The organism is Kineothrix sp. MSJ-39, from assembly GCF_018917935.1.
Classification (GTDB): Bacteria; Bacillota; Clostridia; order Lachnospirales; family Lachnospiraceae; genus CAG-194.
The window spans coordinates 1-21,072 of the sequence record NZ_JAHLPN010000027.1 but is presented as its reverse complement, the minus strand read 5'-3'; the positions used below and the strand labels follow the sequence as shown (position 1 = coordinate 21,072).

The 21,072-nt window shown below is 44.9% G+C and carries 20 protein-coding genes; all 20 read left to right on the top strand.

Features of this window, described 5'->3' with window-relative positions:
- Positions 1-53 precede the first annotated feature (53 nt).
- The 20 genes from KQI22_RS12950 to KQI22_RS12855 all read left to right on the top strand — a co-directional run bounded on the left by KQI22_RS12950 (position 54) and on the right by KQI22_RS12855 (position 20,989).
- Positions 54-977 carry a hypothetical protein gene (locus KQI22_RS12950; RefSeq protein ID WP_216553042.1) on the top strand — a complete coding sequence of 308 codons (924 nt, stop codon included), beginning with the start codon at positions 54-56 and terminating at the stop codon, positions 975-977.
- Between the two features lie 23 nt (positions 978-1,000).
- Positions 1,001-1,762, top strand: a complete 762-nt coding sequence (locus tag KQI22_RS12945) for an RNA polymerase sigma factor region1.1 domain-containing protein (protein ID WP_216553039.1) — start codon at positions 1,001-1,003, stop codon at positions 1,760-1,762.
- The gene (locus KQI22_RS12940) at positions 1,755-2,180 is read left to right on the top strand and encodes a hypothetical protein (RefSeq protein ID WP_216553037.1); all 426 of its coding nucleotides are present in this window, start codon (positions 1,755-1,757) and stop codon (positions 2,178-2,180) included. Before KQI22_RS12945 ends, KQI22_RS12940 begins: the two co-directional genes overlap by 8 nt.
- A 69-nt stretch (positions 2,181-2,249) precedes the next feature.
- On the top strand, positions 2,250-5,165 hold the full coding sequence (locus KQI22_RS12935; RefSeq protein WP_216553033.1) for an insulinase family protein: 2,916 nt from the start codon (positions 2,250-2,252) through the stop codon (positions 5,163-5,165).
- 89 nt (positions 5,166-5,254) lie between these two features.
- A complete protein-coding gene (locus KQI22_RS12930) occupies positions 5,255-6,304 on the top strand; it encodes a DUF4349 domain-containing protein (RefSeq protein ID WP_216553030.1) in 1,050 nt (349 codons plus the stop codon).
- Positions 6,305-6,339: 35 nt separating this feature from the next.
- Positions 6,340-7,251 (top strand): GTPase Era, encoded by a 912-nt coding sequence (gene era / locus KQI22_RS12925; RefSeq protein ID WP_216553027.1) that lies wholly within the window; start codon positions 6,340-6,342, stop codon positions 7,249-7,251.
- A 75-nt stretch (positions 7,252-7,326) separates the two neighbouring features.
- A complete protein-coding gene (locus tag KQI22_RS12920; protein ID WP_216553023.1) occupies positions 7,327-7,494 on the top strand; it encodes a hypothetical protein in 168 nt (55 codons plus the stop codon).
- A 17-nt stretch (positions 7,495-7,511) separates the two neighbouring features.
- Entirely contained in the window at positions 7,512-8,171 is a 660-nt protein-coding gene (gene recO, locus KQI22_RS12915) for a DNA repair protein RecO (RefSeq protein ID WP_216553021.1), read from the top strand.
- Between the two features lie 43 nt (positions 8,172-8,214).
- Positions 8,215-8,796, top strand: a complete 582-nt coding sequence (locus tag KQI22_RS12910) for a hypothetical protein (protein ID WP_216553018.1) — start codon at positions 8,215-8,217, stop codon at positions 8,794-8,796.
- 23 nt (positions 8,797-8,819) lie between these two features.
- Positions 8,820-10,217, top strand: a complete 1,398-nt coding sequence (locus KQI22_RS12905; RefSeq protein ID WP_216553015.1) for a glycine--tRNA ligase — start codon at positions 8,820-8,822, stop codon at positions 10,215-10,217.
- A gap of 192 nt (positions 10,218-10,409) precedes the next feature.
- Complete coding sequence (gene alaS / locus KQI22_RS12900) at positions 10,410-13,064, top strand: alanine--tRNA ligase (protein ID WP_216553012.1); 2,655 nt, start codon at positions 10,410-10,412, stop codon at positions 13,062-13,064.
- Between the two features lie 139 nt (positions 13,065-13,203).
- A complete protein-coding gene (gene rpsU, locus KQI22_RS12895) occupies positions 13,204-13,380 on the top strand; it encodes a 30S ribosomal protein S21 (RefSeq protein WP_022005090.1) in 177 nt (58 codons plus the stop codon).
- A 91-nt stretch (positions 13,381-13,471) separates the two neighbouring features.
- The gene (locus KQI22_RS12890) at positions 13,472-14,080 is read left to right on the top strand and encodes a putative ABC transporter permease (RefSeq protein WP_216553009.1); all 609 of its coding nucleotides are present in this window, start codon (positions 13,472-13,474) and stop codon (positions 14,078-14,080) included.
- Positions 14,081-14,267: 187 nt separating this feature from the next.
- Positions 14,268-15,470 (top strand): ABC transporter substrate-binding protein, encoded by a 1,203-nt coding sequence (locus KQI22_RS12885; protein ID WP_334299620.1) that lies wholly within the window; start codon positions 14,268-14,270, stop codon positions 15,468-15,470.
- Positions 15,471-15,626: 156 nt separating this feature from the next.
- Positions 15,627-16,508, top strand: a complete 882-nt coding sequence (locus KQI22_RS12880) for a branched-chain amino acid ABC transporter permease (RefSeq protein WP_216553003.1) — start codon at positions 15,627-15,629, stop codon at positions 16,506-16,508.
- A 9-nt stretch (positions 16,509-16,517) separates the two neighbouring features.
- The gene (locus tag KQI22_RS12875) at positions 16,518-17,603 is read left to right on the top strand and encodes a branched-chain amino acid ABC transporter permease (protein WP_216553000.1); all 1,086 of its coding nucleotides are present in this window, start codon (positions 16,518-16,520) and stop codon (positions 17,601-17,603) included.
- Between the two features lie 2 nt (positions 17,604-17,605).
- Complete coding sequence (locus KQI22_RS12870; RefSeq protein WP_216552998.1) at positions 17,606-18,364, top strand: ABC transporter ATP-binding protein; 759 nt, start codon at positions 17,606-17,608, stop codon at positions 18,362-18,364.
- Between the two features lie 12 nt (positions 18,365-18,376).
- Positions 18,377-19,087 (top strand): ABC transporter ATP-binding protein, encoded by a 711-nt coding sequence (locus KQI22_RS12865; RefSeq protein ID WP_216552996.1) that lies wholly within the window; start codon positions 18,377-18,379, stop codon positions 19,085-19,087.
- A 10-nt stretch (positions 19,088-19,097) separates the two neighbouring features.
- Positions 19,098-19,724, top strand: a complete 627-nt coding sequence (locus KQI22_RS12860) for a cytidylate kinase-like family protein (RefSeq protein ID WP_216552993.1) — start codon at positions 19,098-19,100, stop codon at positions 19,722-19,724.
- 104 nt (positions 19,725-19,828) lie between these two features.
- Positions 19,829-20,989: a D-alanyl-D-alanine carboxypeptidase family protein gene (locus KQI22_RS12855; protein ID WP_253293642.1), complete on the top strand. Its 1,161-nt coding sequence runs from the start codon at positions 19,829-19,831 to the stop codon at positions 20,987-20,989.
- Positions 20,990-21,072: the final 83 nt, after the last annotated feature.

Sequence of the window (21,072 nt, the reverse complement as noted above, 5' to 3'; positions counted from 1 at the left end):
GGAAGAGAACAGTATAATGAAATAGAATGAGGCAAGACCGGAGAGGAGTATCTATGAACTGGCTTTCAAAATTAGAACGAAAATGGGGAAAATATGCGATCCCCAATATTACCTTATATCTGATCATCTGTTACGCGTTCGGTTATGTGATCGAGTTGTTTAATTCATCCTTTTTAAATTACCTGACACTGAATCCGTATGCGATATTGCACGGACAGGTCTGGCGGCTCCTGACATGGGTCGTTGTACCGCCGGAAGGGCTGGATCTCTTTACACTGGTCATGTTGTATTTTTATTTTTCCATCGGCACGACACTGGAGCGGACATGGGGTACCTTCCGTTATAATGTCTATCTGATCGGCGGAATGCTGCTGACGATCGTTGGTGCGTTCCTGTTTTACGGTGTCTGTGTCCTGACCGGGCTGACAGAGACGATCACGGTGATGGAATTTGGTGTATCATTATCTTCCTTTTACGGTTTTATTGCCAATTATTTCAGTACGTATTATGTCTGTATGTCGATCATTCTGGCATTTGCAGCAACCTTTCCGAATGTACAGGTTCTGTTTATGTTTATTATCCCGTTGAAGATAAAAGTACTGGGAATTATCTATGCGGTTATTTTGGGTGTACAGGTATTGCAGGATGCGATATCACTCAGCTCTTATATCAGAACGGGAAGCATTGGCTGGTATCTGCCGCTGGCGGATATGACAGCAATCCTGTTTTCCCTGCTTGCCTTTATCATTTTCTTTGTGACAACCCGGAAATCCTTCCGTACACCGCAGCAGATCAAAAGGCAGAGGGCATATCATAAGCAGGTCATGCGTCCGGTCACAAAGCATAAATGTGCGATCTGCGGCAGAACAGACGAATCCGATCCGGATCTGGAATTTCGGTTCTGCTCAAAGTGCGACGGAAATTATGAATATTGTCAGGATCATATTTTTACACATAAGCATGTGAAAAAACAGTAGGAAAGAAAGCAGGAATATTTTATATGGAAGAAAAAGAATTCAGAAGCCAGCTTGCGGAATCCATGAAGCTGGCAAGAAAGCAGGGTATGTGTCTGTCAGAGGAACAGATCCATTCCTTTTTCCCGGATATACAGCAGGGATCGGAGCAGATGGGCTTTTTGCTGGAGTATTATAAGAATCAGAAGATCGGTGTCGGCGACAGGAAAGAGGTAGAAGAATATCTTTCCATGGAAGACCGCAATTATCTGGAGGAGTATCTGAACGGACTTTCGCAGATGGAAAGCATGGAAGCGGAAGAACTGAAAGCAGTCATGCTTTCTGCGATCGCGGGTGATCAGGATGCCAAGGCTGCATTGCTTCAGCAGTTTCTGCCAAAGACAGCAGAGCTGGCAAAGCTGTATGCGGGGCAGGGTGTGATGCTGGAGGATCTGATCGGAGAAGGCAATATGGCGCTCTTGGAAGCAACCGGGCAGATGGAATGTCTGGATACGGACGGTGATATATTGGAAGAGACGGAAGGCTTCCTCGGCAATTATATGATGAAGGCAATGGAACGCCTGATCAATGAAGAACTGGAAAAGAAAAACGATGATGAAGAAGTGCTGAAAAAGGTCAATCAGGTAGCGGATGCTGCCAGAGAGCTTTCCGAGGAGCTGCGCAGAAAAGTATCGCCGGAAGAGATCTGTGCCAATTATGAAGCAATCACGATGGATGATGTGGAAGCAGCCATGCAGATCAGCGCAAACCTGATCGATTCGATAGAAATGGAGTTTAAGAATGAGTAACGAAGCAGGTAATATGGATTTTAAATATGTGCTCCAGGATTTCAGCAATGTATATGTTGGAGCAAGGCTGACCTTTGCGGAGCTGTGTGAGCAGGATGATACGCCGCAGCGTCTGCGTTCTGCCGTATTTCAGTATGTGATACCGGAAGCGGGAGAGGATGCGAGGATCTGTGATGCACTTTCAGCTATGGCAAAGGACAGTAAGCTGGCAATGGTATTGAAGCAGCTGCGGTGCAGGATCAAAACCGTAAAGCCCAGGACAAAAGTGGATAAAAAAGGAAGAAGCCGGACAGAATATGAGGCAGAAGAGCTTTCTCTGGATGATTTCCGGAAAAAACAGGAGCAGGGAGAAATTTGTGCGGACTATATTTCCGAGCTTTACTTCAAAAAGCTGCACCTGATGTCACTCAGTGTATAACAGGAAATCAGAGAAAATTTGTGGCGGCTATGCGTTATGGTAGAAAATAAAAAGAAAATGGAGAAGAAAATGAGTTTAGAAAATCTGACAGCATATGAAATTGTGGAAGACAGAGAGATCAAGGATCTGAATTCCCGTGGTGTGATCCTGCGTCACAAAAAGACGGGGGCAAGGATCGTGCTGCTTTCCAACGATGATCCCAATAAAGTATTTTACATCGGTTTCCGCACACCACCGACAGACAGCACAGGTGTGGCACATATCATTGAACACAGTGTACTTTGCGGTTCAGAGAAATATCCGGTCAAAGATCCGTTTGTGGAACTGGCAAAAGGTTCCCTGAATACCTTTTTAAATGCCATGACGTATCCGGATAAGACGGTTTACCCGGTAGCAAGCTGCAATGACAAGGATTTTGCCAATCTTTGTGATGTTTATCTGGATGCGGTATTCCATCCGAATATTTATAAAGAAAAGAAGATCTTTGAGCAGGAAGGCTGGCATTATGAATGTGAGTCTGAATCCGATGATCTGATCTATAACGGTGTCGTATATAATGAAATGAAGGGCGCGTATTCGAGCGCAGATGACCTGCTGGACAGAGAGACTTTTAACAGTCTGTATCCGGATACTGCATACGGTGTGGATTCCGGCGGAAGACCTTCCGATATTCCGTCGCTGACGTATGAAGCTTTTCTGGATTTCCACAGAAGATATTATCATCCGTCAAACAGCTATATTTATTTCTATGGCAATATGGATATGGAAGAACGTCTGACCTACTTGGACGAGGCATATCTCTCCAAATTTGATGCGCTTCAGATCGACTCTGCCATCCGTCTGCAGAAGCCGTTTGCGGCGCCTGTACAGATAGAAAAGAAATATCCTGTACTGGAATCGGATGATATTACAAGTACCGCTTATTATTCTTATAATGTCAGCATCTGCAACAGTCTGGACAGGCAGCTTTATATTGCGCTGCAGGTTCTTGACTATGCACTTTGTTCCGCACCCGGGGCTCCGGTCAAGGTCGCCCTGATGGAAAAGGTGATTGGAGAGGATATTTACAGTGTCTGTGAGAACGGTATCTTACAGCCGTATTTCTCCTTTGTGGCAAAGAATGCAGGCTTGTCCGATCAGAAAGCATTTGTGGAAACCGTAGAGCAGGTGTTAAGAGAGCAGGTAAAGAACGGTATTGATAAAAATGCCCTGCTTGCTGCTATTAACAGCTATGAGTTTAAATACAAAGAAGCAGATTTCGGCTCTTATCCAAAGGGACTGATGTACGGACTGCAGGCGCTTGACAGCTGGCTGTATGACGATAAGGCTCCGTTTATGCACATTGAAGCAAATGAGACTTTTGACGCATTAAAGAAGCTGGTACAGACCGATTATTTTGAACAGCTTGTGGAAAAACAGATTCTGGAAAATACACATAAATCGATCGTAGCCCTCCTCCCCGAAAAAGGGCTGGAGAGCAGAGAAAGTGAAAAACTGAAAGAAGTGCTTGCGCGGAAAAAGGCTTCGCTTTCCGCAGAAGAGCTGCAGGCAGTGATCGCAGAGACAAAGGCACTGAAGGCTTATCAGGAAGAAGAATCTTCACCGGAAGATCTGGCAAAGATTCCGGTACTAAAAAGAGAAGATCTGGACAAAGAAGCACATCCGTTCTTAAATGAAACAGAGTCTTTTGAAAATACGGTTCTTTTATCGCATCCGGTCTTTACAAACGGTGTTTCTTACCTGCATATCGTATTTAAGATCCGTGATATCAAAAAAGAACAGCTTCCGTATCTGGGGCTTCTGAAAAATGTACTGGGACTTCTGAGTACGGAAAAGAGAAGCTATGGTGAGCTGTTTAATGAGATCAATCTGCAGACAGGCGGTATTTTCTTTGATGCTGCCACATATACAGATGCAAAAGACTACAGTAAATTTGAACTGACTTTTGAAGCAAAGGCAAAAGTGTTATACGGGAATACACAAAAGGCAGTGGATCTGATCCGCGAGATCCTGACACAGTCTGTTTTTGACGATGAAAAACGTCTGAAAGAGATCCTGGGTGAGATGAAGGCAAGACTGCAGGCACAGATGACAAGTGCGGGACATTCGACCGCATCACTGCGTGCGCTTTCCTATATTTCAGAGGGCGCATGGGCATCCGATCAGTTCAGCGGGCTGGACTTTTTCCGTTTCCTTACGGATCTGTACAATCATTTTGACGAACGCAAAGCAGAATGTATCAGGAAAATGAAAACACTGCTTTCATTTATCCTGCACCAAAACAGAGTGCTTTATGATTATACGGGCACGGAGGAAGGAAAGAAGCTGTTTATGGAAGCACTTCTGCCGTTCCATAAGCTGCTTTTGGCAGAAGATAATGCACAGGAAGCATTCCGGGCAGAGCCTGTGAAAAAGCAGGAAGGTCTGTGCACCAGCGCAGGTGTACAGTATGTCTGCCGGGCAGGAGATTTCAGGAAAGCAGGGCTTCCTTATACAGGTGCACTCCGTGTGCTGCGTATCATGATGGGATATGATTATCTGTGGATTCAGGTGCGTGTCAAAGGCGGTGCATATGGCTGCATGAGCAACTTTACCAAATCAGGGCTCAGCTATTTTGTATCCTACAGGGATCCGAATCTGGAAAAGACAGTTGCCGTTTATGAAAAAGCACCGGCGTATCTGCAGGAATTTGCGGCGGACGAAGCTGTTATGACAAAGTATGTGATCGGAGCGATCTCTGAAAAGGATACACCGCTTCCGCCAAGCGCGCAGGGCAGCAGAAGCTTCGGCGCATATATGTCAGGCTATACCTTTGAGGAGGAGCAGCAGGAACGCGATGAGATCCTTGCCTGTCAGGTGTCGGATATCCACGCGCTTTCCGCGCAGGTGGCAGCCATGCTGGAGACGGATGCCTTCTGTGTAGTCGGTAATGAAGACAAGATCAAAGAACAGGCAGACAGATTCCTTTCTATCAGTACATTGTAACCCATAAATAAGACGGAATCCGGACGTATTATAAATAGCAGAAATGCGAAAAGAAAAGAGGTTATGGAGACAGCAAAAGGAGGGTTACTATGAAAAAGAGATTACTTTGTGTATTGGGACTTGCGTTACTTTTGACAGGCTGTGGAAGCAGTTATGATTCTTCCGCATCGAATAAGGCGGTGCAGACAATGGCAGCGTCCGATATGATGACCGAGGAAGCTGTGGATAATGCGGCTTCGGAAGACGTTTACGAATATGATGCGGTAGCGCAAAGCAGCGGTGACAGCTCCGGTGCAACTACGGCTGAAAATGTGCAAAAGCAGGTGGAGCAGGGCAGAAAGCTCATCCGCCGCATGGATATCGGCGTGGAAACACAGAGCTTTGACAAGCTGCTTTCCCAGATCGATAAAAAGGTCGCAGAGCTGGGCGGCTATATCGAGAGCAGCAATACGTATGGAAGCAGTTATGGCTATGAAGGAAACAGATCGGCTGATTATACGGTCAGAGTACCTGCCGATAAAATGGATGAAATGGTAACGATGGTTTCTGAAAATGCCAATGTCACAAGAAAATCAGAGTCAACCGATGATGTGACACTTTCCTATGTGGACACAAAGAGCAGGAAAGAGACACTTGAAGTGGAGCAGGAAAGACTCATGGCGCTGATGGAAAAAGCGGAAAGTGTGGATGCGATCATTGCACTGGAGACAAGGCTGACGGAAGTCCGGTATCAGATCCAGTCCATGGAGTCACAGCTCCGTACATACGACAATCAGGTCGACTACGCAACCATCCATCTTTCCGTGGAAGAGGTAACGATCTACACACCGGATACGCAGGAGCCAAAATCAGATCTGCAGCGTATGACAGACGGTTTTGTGACAAGCGTGAAGCGCGTGCTGCAGGGTATCAAAAACTTCCTGATCGATGTTGTGATCGCATTGCCGTATCTGCTGATCTGGGCTTTGATCATCGCCGTGATCGTGCTTGTGATCCGCACGATCGTAAAGAAAAGTAAAAAGAAACGTGAAAGAAAGCTGGCGCAGAAGCTGGAAAAATTCCAGAAGCAGAACGAACAGCCGGATGCAGCAGGACAGATAAAGAAGCAGGAAGAAGAAACAGATAAAAAGGAGCCATAAACGAGGCTCCGGTAAGAGGGTTAAAGGAAGCATATATGGAAACAAATAAAAAGAGCGGTTTTGTGACACTGATCGGAAGACCGAATGTAGGAAAATCAACACTGATGAACCGGCTGATCGGACAGAAGATCGCGATCACATCCAATAAGCCGCAGACAACCAGAAATAAAATACAGACTGTATATACGTGTGAGCAGGGCCAGATCGTTTTCCTGGATACACCGGGCATCCATAAGGCAAAAAACAAGCTGGGTGACTACATGGTAAATGTGGCACAGCATACGTTGTCGGAGGTTGATGTGATCCTGTGGCTGGTGGAACCGTCCACCTTTATCGGAGCGGGAGAAAGACATATCATTGAGCAACTGAAAAAGACAAAAACGCCGGTCATCCTCGTCATCAACAAGACAGATACGGTAAAAAGAGAAGAAATCCTGACCTTTATCGATGCTTACAGAAAAGAACTGGATTTTGCGGAGATTGTTCCGGTTTCAGCGCTGAAGGGCGATAATACACAGGATCTGATCGATTCTATTTTCAAATATCTGCCATATGGACCGATGTTTTATGATGAAGATACCGTAACAGACCAGCCGCAGCGGCAGATCGTATCCGAGCTGATCCGTGAACAGGCACTGCGCTGTCTGGATGAGGAGATCCCACATGGGATCGCGGTTTCCATTGATCAGATGAAGTGGAGAGCGGATGACAGCATTGTGGATATTGATGCAACGATCGTCTGCGAACGTGATTCCCATAAAGGAATCATCATCGGAAAAGGCGGCAGTATGCTGAAGAAGATCGGAAGCCGTGCAAGGAAGGAGATCGAAGATCTGCTGGAAACACAGGTCAATCTGAAGCTCTGGGTAAAGGTCAAGAAAGACTGGCGCGACAGCGATTTCCTTTTGAAAAACTTCGGTTATAACGCAAAAGATATTACCAGATAAGGGAGAAACTACCACACATATTTTCCGGGAAAGAACGAACCCTATTAGTATCTAATCTACGGGAGGAAACGGAAGATGCGTGATAGGGAATGCTGGGATACCTTTTATATGAGCGGTAAGGTTGCGGATTACTTAAGCTACAGGGAAGCGGCAGAAAGCGCAGAGAACAAAGCGCAGTCCGAAGAGGATGCTTTCAGGCAGCAGACAGAAGCAAAAGAGGACGGAGATGTAGGCAGAATGTAGCGGGAGCAGGAGCTGGCATGCAGGATTTTGTAGAAGTAACAGGGATAGTCTTAAAGGCTGTCCCTGTTTTGGAGATGGACAAAAGAATAACGGTTCTGACAAAGGAACGGGGGAAGATATCGGCTTTTGCCAGAGGTGCCAAAAAGCCGGGCAGCAGATTTATGGCTGCCACGAATCCGTTCTGTTACGGTACGTTCCGGCTTTACGAGGGAAAAACGGCATATAATCTGTCGGAGGTGCGGATCGCGGAATACTTTGAAAATCTCAGGGAAGATTTTGAAGGGGCTTTTTACGGTATGTACTTCTGTGATGTGGCAGATTACTACACAAGGGAGAACAATGATGAAAAAGATATGCTGAAGCTGTTGTATGTTTCCCTGAAGGCACTCACAAAAGGCGCAGTGCCGCATGAGCTTGTGCAGTACATATTTGAAATGAAAGCACTTGTGGTAAACGGAGAATTTCCGGGCGTATTGCACGAAGAAACACTGCTGGAGAGCACGGTATATACGATCCGGTATGTCATGCAGGCACCTTTTGAAAAGCTTTATACCTTTAAAGTATCGGACGCGGTTCTGCAGCAGCTGGCAGAGCAGTGCAGGATCTACAGGGACAGATATATCGGGCACAGGTTCAAAAGCCTTTCGATACTGGAAAATTGCAGGTTGAAAAACTGAGCCCTTGCTAGTATAATATAATGCGATATGCAGGAGGTAAGTTATGAAAAAATGGAGAGCGGTTTTTCTGATGGTCTGTGTTGCATGTCTGCTTTGCGCATGCCAGAAGGAAACGGACGTAGATACGAATACTGTGATCATTGATAAGAAGGGGCAGATCACAGAAGCAATCGTAGAAGAATTTAATCAGCCCTATTACGATCTGGATGAGCTGAAAAGCAATATTGAAGGTCAGGTCGCAAGCTATAACACACAGAGCGGAAATGAAGAAGCGGTCAGTCTGGATAAGATTGAATTGACAGAGCAGACCGTTCATGTGAATATTACATTTGCAGATTATAATGCATATACAGGCTTTAATGAAAAAGAACTGTTTGCAGGCACTGTGGCAGATGCGTATTCTGCAGGCTATGAATTCCCGCAGATGAAGCAGACAGACGGAACAGCCATTTCACAGGCGGATGTTCTGGAGCTTGGAGAAAAGCATGCTGTGATCTTAGAAGAACAGCAGCAGGTGAAAGTACCGGGCAAGATCACGCATATCAGCGAGGGCGTTTCTCTGGTGGACGATAAGACAGCAGTCAATCTGAATGAAGGCCAGAAGGCATTTATCATATACGAATAAAAAAGAACAGCGAGGATGAAAACATGGAAAAATCACTGGAAAAAATTGTAGCACTTGCAAAGAACCGCGGATTCGTTTATCCGGGCTCCGAAATCTACGGCGGACTTGCCAATACATGGGATTACGGTAATCTCGGTGTAGAACTGAAAAACAACGTAAAACGCGCATGGTGGCAGAAGTTCATCATGGAAAATCCATATAATGTCGGTGTGGACTGCGCGATCTTAATGAATCCACAGACATGGGTGGCCAGTGGACATCTTGGCGGCTTTGCAGATCCTCTGATGGATTGTAAAGAATGTCATGAAAGATTCCGTGCTGACAAGCTGATCGAAGACTATGCACAGGAAAAAGGCATCACCTTGGAAAAACCGATCGATGCATTTTCACAGGAAGAAATGAAAGCATTTGTAGAGGATAACAATATCCCATGCCCGACCTGTGGTAAGCACAACTTCACAGATATCCGTCAGTTCAACCTGATGTTCAAGACATTCCAGGGTGTTACGGAAGATGCAAAGAATACCGTTTACCTGCGTCCGGAAACAGCACAGGGTATTTTCGTAAACTTCAAAAACGTGCAGAGAACTTCCCGTAAGAAGATCCCGTTTGGTATCGGTCAGATCGGTAAATCTTTCCGTAATGAGATCACGCCGGGTAACTTCACATTCCGTACAAGAGAGTTTGAGCAGATGGAGCTTGAGTTCTTCTGCGAGCCTGGTACAGATCTGGAGTGGTTCCAGTACTGGAGAGGCTTCTGCCGTGACTGGCTGCTTGCACTCGGTATCAAAGAAGATGAAATGCGTCTGCGTGACCATGATCCGGAAGAACTTTGCTTCTACTCTAAGGGAACGACCGATATCGAGTTCCTCTTCCCATTTGGCTGGGGCGAGCTCTGGGGTATTGCTGACAGAACCGATTATGACCTGACACAGCATCAGAACACATCCGGTCAGGATATGTCTTACTTTGATGATACAAAGAACGAAAAATACATTCCGTATGTTATTGAGCCTTCTCTCGGCGCTGACCGTGTCGTACTGGCATTCCTCTGTGCAGCATACGATGAGGAAAACATCGGAACAGAAGAAAAACCGGATGTCAGAACAGTTCTGCATTTCCATCCGGCTCTTGCACCGGTTAAGATCGGTGTACTGCCACTGTCCAAGAAGTTAAACGAAGGTGCGGAAAAGATTTATGCACAGCTTTCTAAGAAATATAACTGTGAATTTGATGACAGAGGAAATATCGGTAAGAGATATCGTCGTCAGGATGAGATCGGTACACCGTTCTGCATCACATACGATTTCGATTCCGAAACAGACAACTGCGTAACAGTCCGTTTCCGTGATTCCATGGAGCAGGAGCGTGTAGCGATCGCTGATCTGGATGCATACTTTGCAGACAAGTTTACATTTTAGTCAGTTTCAAAGAAAAAATGTCCTGCATTTATGCATAGGACATTTTTTCCTTTAGAAACGATACCTGTAATGAGCATATAGACCGATAGGTCGAATGCGAATTATAGGTGCATGATATGAGAGTGCGAAGCACGGAGTATCATGTAGGATAAAATACAGTTTTTTTAATATATAACGTGTGGAGGAAAGAAAATGAAGCAGTTTACTTCAAATGAACTTAGAAATGGTTGGTTAAACTTTTATAAAGAACGTGGACATGTTGACGTTGGTGCGGTTTCCCTTGTTTCCGACGGTTCAACAGGTGTTATGTTCAACGTGGCAGGTATGCAGCCGCTGATGCCTTATCTGCTCGGTAAGAAGCATCCGCTCGGCACAAGACTCTGTAATGTACAGGGCTGTGTCCGTACAAACGATATTGATTCCGTTGGCGATACAAGCCATGTGACTTTCTTTGAAATGATGGGAAGCTGGAGTCTTGGTGATTACTTCAAGGAAGAGCGTACCAAATGGAGCTTTGAGCTGCTGACACAGGTTTACGGCTTTGACAGAGATCATCTGGCAGCTACTGTATTTGCAGGGGATGAAAATGCACCGCGTGACGAAGAAGGCGCACAGTGCAGAATCGCATCCGGCTTCAAAAAAGAAAATGTATATTACCTGCCTGCAGAAGATAACTGGTGGGGACTGGAATACGGTCCATGTGGCCCTGACAGTGAAATGTTCTATATCGCAGATGTACCGGATTGCGGTCCTAACTGCGGACCGGGCTGTAGCTGCGGTAAGTATACAGAGCTTGGTAATGATGTATTTATGCAGTATGAGAAGCATAAAGACGGTCATCTGACACCACTGAAACAGAAAAACGTAGATACCGGCTGGGGACTGGAAAGAAACCTTGCTTTCTTAAACGGTACAAAGGATGTTTATAAGACAGACCTTTTTGCTCCGGTCATTGCATATATTGAACAGGTATCCGGCAGCAAATACGAAGCTGATGAAGCACTGACAAGATCCATGCGTATCGTGGCAGATCATATCCGTACAGGTGTGATGCTGATCGGCGATGAAGCAAGACTGACACCTTCCAACGTGGGAGCAGGTTATGTACTGCGCCGTCTGATCAGACGTGCGGTAAGACATGGCCGCAGCCTTGGACTGAAAAAAGAAGATCTTTTAAAAATCGCTACGATCTATATCGATGAGATCTATCATGACAGCTATAAGAATCTGGTAGAAAACCGTGAATTCGTTTTAAAAGAGCTGGATAAAGAGATCGTTCGTTTTGAAAGCACACTGGAAAACGGTATGAAAGAATTTAAGAAGATTCTGGACGAAACCGTAAAATCCGGCAAACAGACCATTTCCGGAAAAGACGCTTTCTATTTATATGATACATTCGGCTTCCCAATCGAGCTTACCGTGGAAATGGCAAAGGAAGAAAATGTGGAAGTAGATGAGGCCGGCTTTGAGCAGGCAATGGAAGAACAGAAGCAGAAAGCACGTGGGAATCAGAATTTCTCCGCAAAACTGACAGTGGACAATGATCTGTTCAAGGAACTGGATGCCTCTGTTACAAGTACCTTTGTCGGTTATGATGCGCTGACAACAGAAAGCGAGATCAAGGTCATTGCAACAGAAGATAAACTGGTTGATACCCTGACAGAGGGACAGGAAGGTACCGTTATCGTACCAAAGACAACTTTCTATGCTACCATGGGTGGACAGAAGGGCGACAAAGGCCAGATCAAGACAGAAAAAGGCGTATTTGCCGTAACAGATACCGTAAAATTACCGGGCGGCAGAATCGGTCATATCGGCAGTGTCGTATCCGGCAGTATTGCGACAGGAGAAAAGGCATCTATGGAAGTGGATGCAGTATCGCATGCAAACACATGCAGAAACCATTCCGCAACACATTTATTACAGGCAGCGCTTCAGGAAGTGCTGGGTGATCAGGTACATCAGCAGGGATCTTATCAGGACAGCGAACGTACCAGATTTGACTTCAGTTACGGACAGGCAATGACAAAGGAAGAGCTTGCTAAGGTTGAGCAGATCGTGAATGAAAAGATCGCAGAAGATCTGCAGGTAACAACACAGATCATGAGTGTTGAGGAAGCAAAGAAGACAGGTGCGATGGCACTGTTCGGTGAAAAATACGGTGATGAGGTACGTGTTGTATCCATGGGCGATTTCTCCAAGGAGCTTTGCGGTGGTACACATGTTGCCCATACAGGAGATATCCGTGCATTCAAGATCCTTGCAGAAAGCGGTGTTGCAGCAGGCGTTCGCCGTATTGAAGCCATTACAGGGGATCATGTGATCGCATATTATGCACAGCTTGACAAAGAGCTTGCAGAGATCGCAGCACTTTTAAAGACAAATCCGGCCGGCGTTACAGAAAAGATCGAGCATCTGCAGAAACAGGTAAAGGAATTGCAGAGTGAAAACGAATCCTTAAAGAGCAAAGCTGCCAAAGAAGCACTTGGCGATGTCATGGATCAGGTAAAGGATGTTTCCGGTGTGAAGCTGCTTGCCACAAGCGTAGAAAATGTAGACATGAACGGTCTGCGCGATCTGGGTGATCAGCTCAAGGAAAAGATCGGAGACGGTGTTGTTGTTCTGGCATCTGCAAAGGACGGAAAAGTCAACCTGATCGCAATGGCAACAGATGCAGCAATGCAGAAGGGTGCACATGCAGGAAATCTGATCAAAGGAATCGCAGCACTTGTCGGCGGTGGCGGCGGCGGAAGACCGAACATGGCACAGGCAGGCGGTAAGAATCCGGACGGTATCGGTGCAGCGATCGCAGAAGCAGAAAAGGTACTGGCAGGTCAGATAAAATAAATTCAGGATAAATCACAAAAAACGGTTGACGGATTGTTAAAATCTGTTATAATCGTATTGTACATGATTCTGTGTACGAATAATATTAACCCAGCAGTCAAGATACTTGAAGGGACTGAAGGGAGGTCAGGTGTGATTTATGTCAAACGTAATCGTAAAAGAGAACGAGACTTTAGATAGCGCTTTACGCCGTTTCAAAAGAAGTTGTGCAAAAGCTGGTATCCAGCAGGAAATTCACAAAAGAGAGCACTACGAGAAACCAAGTGTAAGACGTAAGAAAAAATCTGAAGCAGCAAGAAAACGCAAATACAATTAATATAAGAAATCTCTGGCCATTATGACCAGAGATTTTCTTCTTTACGGGAAAATTTTACAGAAAATTCTCATAAAGAACAGGAGGAGATTCTATGTGGAACAGAGTTTTTTACGGCGTCAGTGCAGAGCATATCGTAGAGTGTTTTGTGTTCTACAGTATGCTCGGATGGGCCGTTGAATCGTTATATATGAGCATTTGCAACCATAAACTGACCAACAGAGGCTTTGGATTTGGCCCATTCTGCCCGATCTATGGGTTTGGTGCCGTACTTGGCTATTTCCTGTTAAGACCGCTTGCAGCTCACCCGGTCAGACTGTATCTGACTGCTGCAGTGACCGCTACGATCTTTGAATATCTGGTTGCAATGCTGATGCAGAGAGTGCTGCATGAAGTATGGTGGGATTATAATGAGAAACCATTTAATTATAAGGGGGTGATCTGTCTGGAAAGCACACTGGCATGGGGCATTTACGGACTGGGGATCGTCAGGGTGATCCAGCCGGCGGTTCTGCGTTTCTTAAATGTGATGCCTGAGCCACAGGGCAGAAGAGTGGCACTTTTCATATTATTCTTATACATGCTGGATTTTACATACCATCTGTTAAGTGCGCTGGAAATAGATATTCGTGAAAATGCAAAAGAAAAGAAAGAATATGTATTAGAAAAGTATCATACGATACGCGATAACCTGAGGTTATAGATTTTATGAATAAAAATTATACCGTGAAATTTTGCGTTGACAAGATGTGCAAAATACCATATTATGCTTTTGAGGCAACAAAGGCGAGGCTTCTTTCCACAGAGAGAAGCCTTTTTGTATATTTGTGGTATCTTTATGAACCGGATGATATACAGGGTTTGCCAAAGAAGGAGGAAATATTATGAAAATGAAAAAGTTAGTAAGCCTTTTAATGGTGGCAGCTTTATCAGCATCTATGTTGACAGGCTGTGGAAGCAGTAATGATGCAGCAGGTTCATCTGACGCTGCAACAGATACTACAGCAGAAGGTACAGAAAATGCAGCAGGCGGTACATTAAAGATCGGTGGTATCGGACCTTTAACAGGAGCTGCAGCAGTTTACGGTACAGCTGTTGCAAATGCAGCACAGCTTGCAGTTGATGAAGTCAATGCAGCAGGCGGTGTAAATGGTATGCAGCTGGAACTGAACTTCCAGGATGATGAGTGTGATGCTGAAAAATCAGTAAACGCATACAATACTTTAAAGGACTGGGGTATGCAGATGTTAGTTGGTTCTGTTACAAGCGGATGCAGTATTGCAGTCAGCGAGTACACAAAAGATGACAACATGTTCCAGTTAACACCTTCAGGTTCTGCAGTAGAATGTGTACAGTATGATAACGCATTCCGTGTATGCTTCTCCGATCCTAACCAGGGTCTTGCATCTGCACAGTACATCGGTGAAAACAACCTGGCTACAAAGGTAGCGGTTATTTACGACAGCTCAGATATTTATTCCTCAGGTATTTATGAGAAATTTGCAGCAGAAGCAGCAAATCAGCCTTTTGAAATCGTATCTGCAGAAGCATTTACAGCTGATAACAAGACAGACTTCTCCGTACAGCTCCAGAAAGCAAAAGATGCAGGCGCAGATCTGGTATTCTTACCAATCTACTATACAGAAGCATCTCTGATCCTTTCACAGGCTGACAAAATGGGATATGCACCACAGTTCTTCGGTTGTGACGGTCTTGACGGTATCCTGAATGTAGAAAACTTTGATACATCTCTTGCAGAAAATGTTATGCTGCTGACACCATTTGCTGCTGATGCAACAGATGACCTGACAGTAAACTTTGTAAAGAACTACAAAGACAAATTTAACGGTGAAACACCAAATCAGTTTGCAGCCGATACTTACGATGCAATCTATGCGATCAAAGCTGCTGCTGAAAAGGCAGGTATTACAGCAGATATGTCTGTATCCGATATCTGTGAAGCAATGAAGGCTGCTATGACAGAGATCACAGTAAACGGTCTGACAGGTACTATTACATGGTCTGCAGACGGCGAGCCGACAAAGGAGCCTAAGGCAGTTAAGATCGTAAACGGTTCTTACACAGCAATGTAATTTCAGTTGCTGAAATATAAAGTTGATAAAACAAAGGGGTTGTTTGAAACAGCCCCTTTTTGCATCATAAGAGAAATCTTACAAGTTGAGAATTCGCAAAAAATATGATAAAATACAAAAAATGACAGAAAAATGAGAGATGAAGAGGGTGTTTGCATGAGTTTTATTTCTTACCTGGTAACAGGAATCAGTCTTGGTAGTGTATACGCTATTATTGCACTGGGTTATACCATGGTGTATGGTATTGCAAAAATGCTGAATTTTGCACACGGCGATGTCATCATGATCGGTGGTTATGTTGTGTTTGTGGCAGTCAGCAATCTTGGGATCAATCCGTATGTGGCAATTTTGATCTCCATGGCAGTTTGTACTGTTTTGGGTGTGGTTGTGGAAAAAGTTGCTTATAAGCCGCTCCGTAATGCATCCCCGCTGGCGGTTCTGATCACAGCGATCGGTGTCAGCTATCTGCTGCAGAATGTGGCACTTCTGATCTTCGGATCCGATACAAAAGCGTTTACATCGGTTGTTACAATGAAAAATATCACATTGTTTGACGGACAGCTGATCATTCCGGGTGTTGCTGTCGTGACTGTTCTGGCATGTATCGTGATCATGATCGGATTATCTTTATTTATCAAGAAGACAAAAGCAGGTCGTGCCATGGTGGCAGTGTCCGAGGATAAAGGAGCTGCACAGCTTATGGGTATCAATGTAAACGGGACGATTTCCCTGACGTTTGCCATCGGTTCCGGACTGGCAGCAATCGCAGGTGTTCTGCTTTGCTCCGCCTATCCTTCCCTGACACCGTATACAGGTGCAATGCCCGGTATCAAGGCATTCGTTGCTGCGGTATTTGGTGGAATCGGATCTATTCCGGGTGCTATGATCGGTGGTATCCTGCTTGGCATCATTGAAAATTTAAGTAAGGCATATATTTCATCCCAGATGGCGGATGCGATCGTGTTTGCGGTTCTGATCATCGTCCTTCTGGTTCGCCCTACCGGTATTCTGGGCAAGAACATTCAGGAGAAAGTGTAGGTGATAATGATGAGCGAACAGAAAAAAACAAAAGGAAAACTGAAATTAAATAAAGTGACAAAAAATGACCTGATTACATATCTGATGGTCGTGATCGCCTATGTGATCGTTGAGATCCTGCTGAAAACAGGAAATCTTTCTTCTTTATTACAGGGACTGTTAGTTCCGCTTTGTACTTATGTGATCCTGGCTGTTTCCCTGAACCTGACTGTCGGTATTTTAGGAGAACTGAGTCTTGGGCATGCAGGTTTTATGTGTATCGGCGCATTCAGCAGTGCTCTTTTTTCACTGGGGCTGAAGGACAGCATTGCAAATGAAGGACTCCGTTTCTTTATCGCAATCTTGGTCGCAGCAGCAAGTGCAGCGCTTTGCGGTATATTAGTCGGTATTCCGGTACTTCGGTTAAAAGGAGACTATCTGGCAATCGTTACACTGGCATTCGGTGAGATCATCAAAAACATCATCAATGCGATCTACCTTGGTGTGGATTCACATGGTATCCATATTTCCATGACAGATACGATGTCGCTGGGACTGGAACCGGATGGTAAGGTGCTTATTAAGGGGGCACAGGGTATTACCGGAACACCGCATGATTCCAATTTTACGATCGGTGTGGTGCTGATCCTGTTATCGCTGATCATCATCAACAATCTGGTACATTCCAGAACGGGAAGAGCGGTTATGTCGATTCGTGATAACCGTATTGCGGCAGAATCCGTTGGTATCAATATTACAAAGTATAAGATGATCGCCTTTACGATATCCGCTTCTTTAGCAGGTGTCGCAGGTGCACTTTATTCTCATAATCTTTCCACACTGACAGCACTTCCGAAAAACTTTGGATATAATATGTCAATTATGATCCTGGTATTTGTTGTGCTTGGTGGTATCGGTAATATGAGAGGTTCCGTGATCGCAGCTGTGATCCTGACATTGCTTCCGGAGCTTTTACGTGGACTGAATAACTACCGTATGCTGATCTATGCGATCGTTCTGATCGCCATGATGCTCTTTAACTGGAGCCCGCGTACTGTTGCATGGAAAGAAAAGATGGCAGAAAAACTGAAAAGAACAAAGAAGGAGGAGGTATAATTATGGCACTTTTGGAAGTAAAAAATTTAGGAATCTCCTTCGGCGGTCTGCGTGCGGTAAATGCATTTGATATTGAGATCGAGAAAGGACAGTTATATGGTCTGATCGGCCCGAACGGAGCAGGAAAGACGACGATCTTCAACCTGCTGACAGGTGTTTATAAGCCGGATGAAGGCATTATCAAATTAGACGGAGAAAATATAACCGGCAAAAAGGCGATTGATATCAATAAGGCAGGTATTGCCAGAACATTTCAGAATATCAGATTATTTAAGGATATGTCCGTAAAGGACAATGTAAAGGTCGGTCTGCATAATCATCATCCATACAGCACTTTGGAAGGCATTCTGAGATTGCCGCGTTACTTCAAAGTGGAAAAGGAAATGGACGAACGTGCCATGGAACTTTTAAAGGTATTTGATCTGGATCGGGAAGCAGATCTGCTTGCCTCCAATCTGCCTTACGGTAAGCAGCGTAAGCTGGAGATCGCAAGAGCGCTTGCCACAGATCCGAAGCTGCTGCTTCTGGATGAGCCGGCGGCCGGTATGAATCCGAATGAAACAAAAGAACTGATGGATACCATCCGTTTTGTCAGAGACAAATTTGATATGACGATACTTCTGATCGAACATGATATGAAGCTTGTTTCCGGTATCTGCGAAAAACTGACGGTACTGAACTTCGGAGAGGTACTGAAGCAGGGTGATACAAGTACGGTGCTGAATGATCCACAGGTTATTACAGCATATCTTGGCGAATAGGAGGAAACTGATATGGCAATGCTTGAAGTCAAAGATCTGCATGTCCATTATGGCGTGATCGAAGCGATAAAGGGCATCGATTTTGAAGTAAATAAAGGGGAGATCATTGCACTCATTGGTGCAAACGGAGCAGGTAAGACAACAATCCTGCATACGATCACAGGACTGATCCAGCCGACAAAGGGAACGATCGTATTTGAAGGAAAAGATATCACAAAAACACCGGGATATAAGATCGTATCGCTTGGTATGGCACATGTACCGGAAGGAAGAAGAGTTTTTGCACAGCTTTCCGTATATGAAAATCTGTTAATGGGGGCTTATACCAGAAAAGACAAAGAAGAGATAGAAAACACACTTCGTATGGTATATGACAGATTTCCGCGTCTGGAAGAAAGAAAAGGACAGATGGCAGGAACGCTTTCCGGTGGTGAGCAGCAGATGCTTGCCATGGGACGTGCGCTGATGAGCCATCCGAATATTATCCTGATGGATGAGCCATCCATGGGATTGTCCCCTATTTTTGTAAATGAAATTTTCGATATCATACAGCAGGTCAGCAAAAGTGGTACGACAGTTCTTCTTGTGGAACAAAATGCAAAAAAGGCACTTTCCATTGCAGACCGTGCATATGTACTCGAAACAGGTAAAATTGTCCTGACAGGAAATGCAAAAGAGTTGATGGACAACGAATCTATTAAAAAAGCATATTTAGGAGAGTAGGTGTTTGGGTATGGAGAAGGTTATTATTACAATCGCCAGACAGTATGGAAGCGGCGGAAAAACGATCGGAGAGACACTTGCAAGAGATCTGGGTATCAACTGCTATGACAGAGAACTGATGCGTCTCGCCTCCGATGAAAGCGGTATTGCGGAAGGGTTGTTTGGAAAAGCGGATGAAAGACTGAAAAATTCACCACTGCTGCGCATTACCAAAAATGTGTATAAGGGACAGCTGATCCCGCCGGAAAGTGATGAATTTACTTCCAATGATAATTTATTCAATTATCAGGCAAAAGTGATCCGCCAGCTTGCGGAAGCGGAATCCTGCGTGATCATTGGCAGATGTGCAGACTATGTTTTGAAAGAATATGATCATGTGATCAGTGTTTTCGTACATGGCAGCCATGATTTCTGTATGAAACGTGCCAAAGAACGTCTTGGATACGGTTCTGACAAGGAAGTAGAGAAGTACATCGCAAAGACGGATAAATACAGAGCGGATTATTACCATTATTACACAGGGCATGAATGGTTTGATGCCCGTAACTATGATCTGTGTCTGGACAGCTCAAAGCTCGGCTTTGAAAAATGTGTGGAAGAGATCAAGTCTTATATGGCAATCCGTATGAAGCAGTAATAAAGCAGTACAAATATGCGTATGATTATAAAAAGACAACAGAGGTAATGATGCGTATCAGATTTCAAGTAAAAAAGCAGATTTTATGTCTGCTTTTTTCGTGCATGTTATTTGCTGTTTTTACAACAGAGTCTGTCAACGGGCAGAATGCGGAGCTGGATGCAAAAGTGCAGTCTCCGAGCGCCGTCCTGATGGAGGCTTCTACCGGGCAGGTGATCTATGAGAGGGATGCAGATACGAAAAGAAGCCCGGCGAGTATTACCAAGATCATGACTCTTATCCTGATCTTTGATGAACTGAAAAGCGGAAATTTGAAGCTGGATGATGAAGTGACAACAAGTGCGTATGCCAAATCGATGGGAGGCTCACAGGTCTTTCTGGAGGAAGGCGAGGTGCAGACAGTCGAAACGATGATCAAATGTATCGTGGTAGCTTCGGCAAACGATGCTTCCGTTGCAATGGCAGAAAAAATTTGTGGCAGTGAAGAGGCTTTTGTGGAACGGATGAATGCAAGAGCAAAGGAACTGGGCATGACAGAAACGCATTTTTGTGACTGCTGCGGCCTGACGAGTGATGAGCAGCATTATACATCTGCAAGAGATGTGGCGCTGATGTCAAGAGAACTGATCACAAAATACCCTGAGATCTATCAGTATACGAAGATCTGGATGGAGGATATCACGCATGTCACCCAAAAAGGGAGCACGCCTTTTACATTATCGAGTACCAATAAGCTTTTGAAGCAGTACGAATATACAACCGGACTGAAAACAGGATCAACATCTGTGGCAAAATACTGTTTCAGTGCAACAGCGCATAAGGATGGCATTGATCTGATCGCGGTTGTAATGGCTGCACCGGATCATAAAGTCCGCTTTGCGGATGCCAAAACGCTTCTGACATACGGCTTTTCCGTCTGCAGCATTTATCATGATGCCAATACGGATACCCTGCCTAAATTAAAAGTAAAAGGCGGCGTGGAGGATACGGTATCGCTCAGGTATGAGAAGGAATTCCGGTATCTGGATCTGAACGGACAGGATATGACGGGGGTAACAAAGAAGTGGGAGCTTACGGAAACGGTTCCTGCACCGGCCTTGGAAGGAGAAAAAGCCGGAGAAGCTGTGTATTATCTGGGAGAACAGAAGCTGGGCAGTGTCGATATTTTGTATGCGCAGACAGTGGAACAGGCAGGCTACGGAGACTGCATCAAAAAAGTATTTTTAAAGTGTACATTAGTCAATGATGTGACACCAAGTTTTTAAAATAAAAAACGGTATGATCCTATAGATATATCACCTGATACAAATGGTTAGGTTTCCAGTTCATGGCGTTTTTCCAGTGGTGA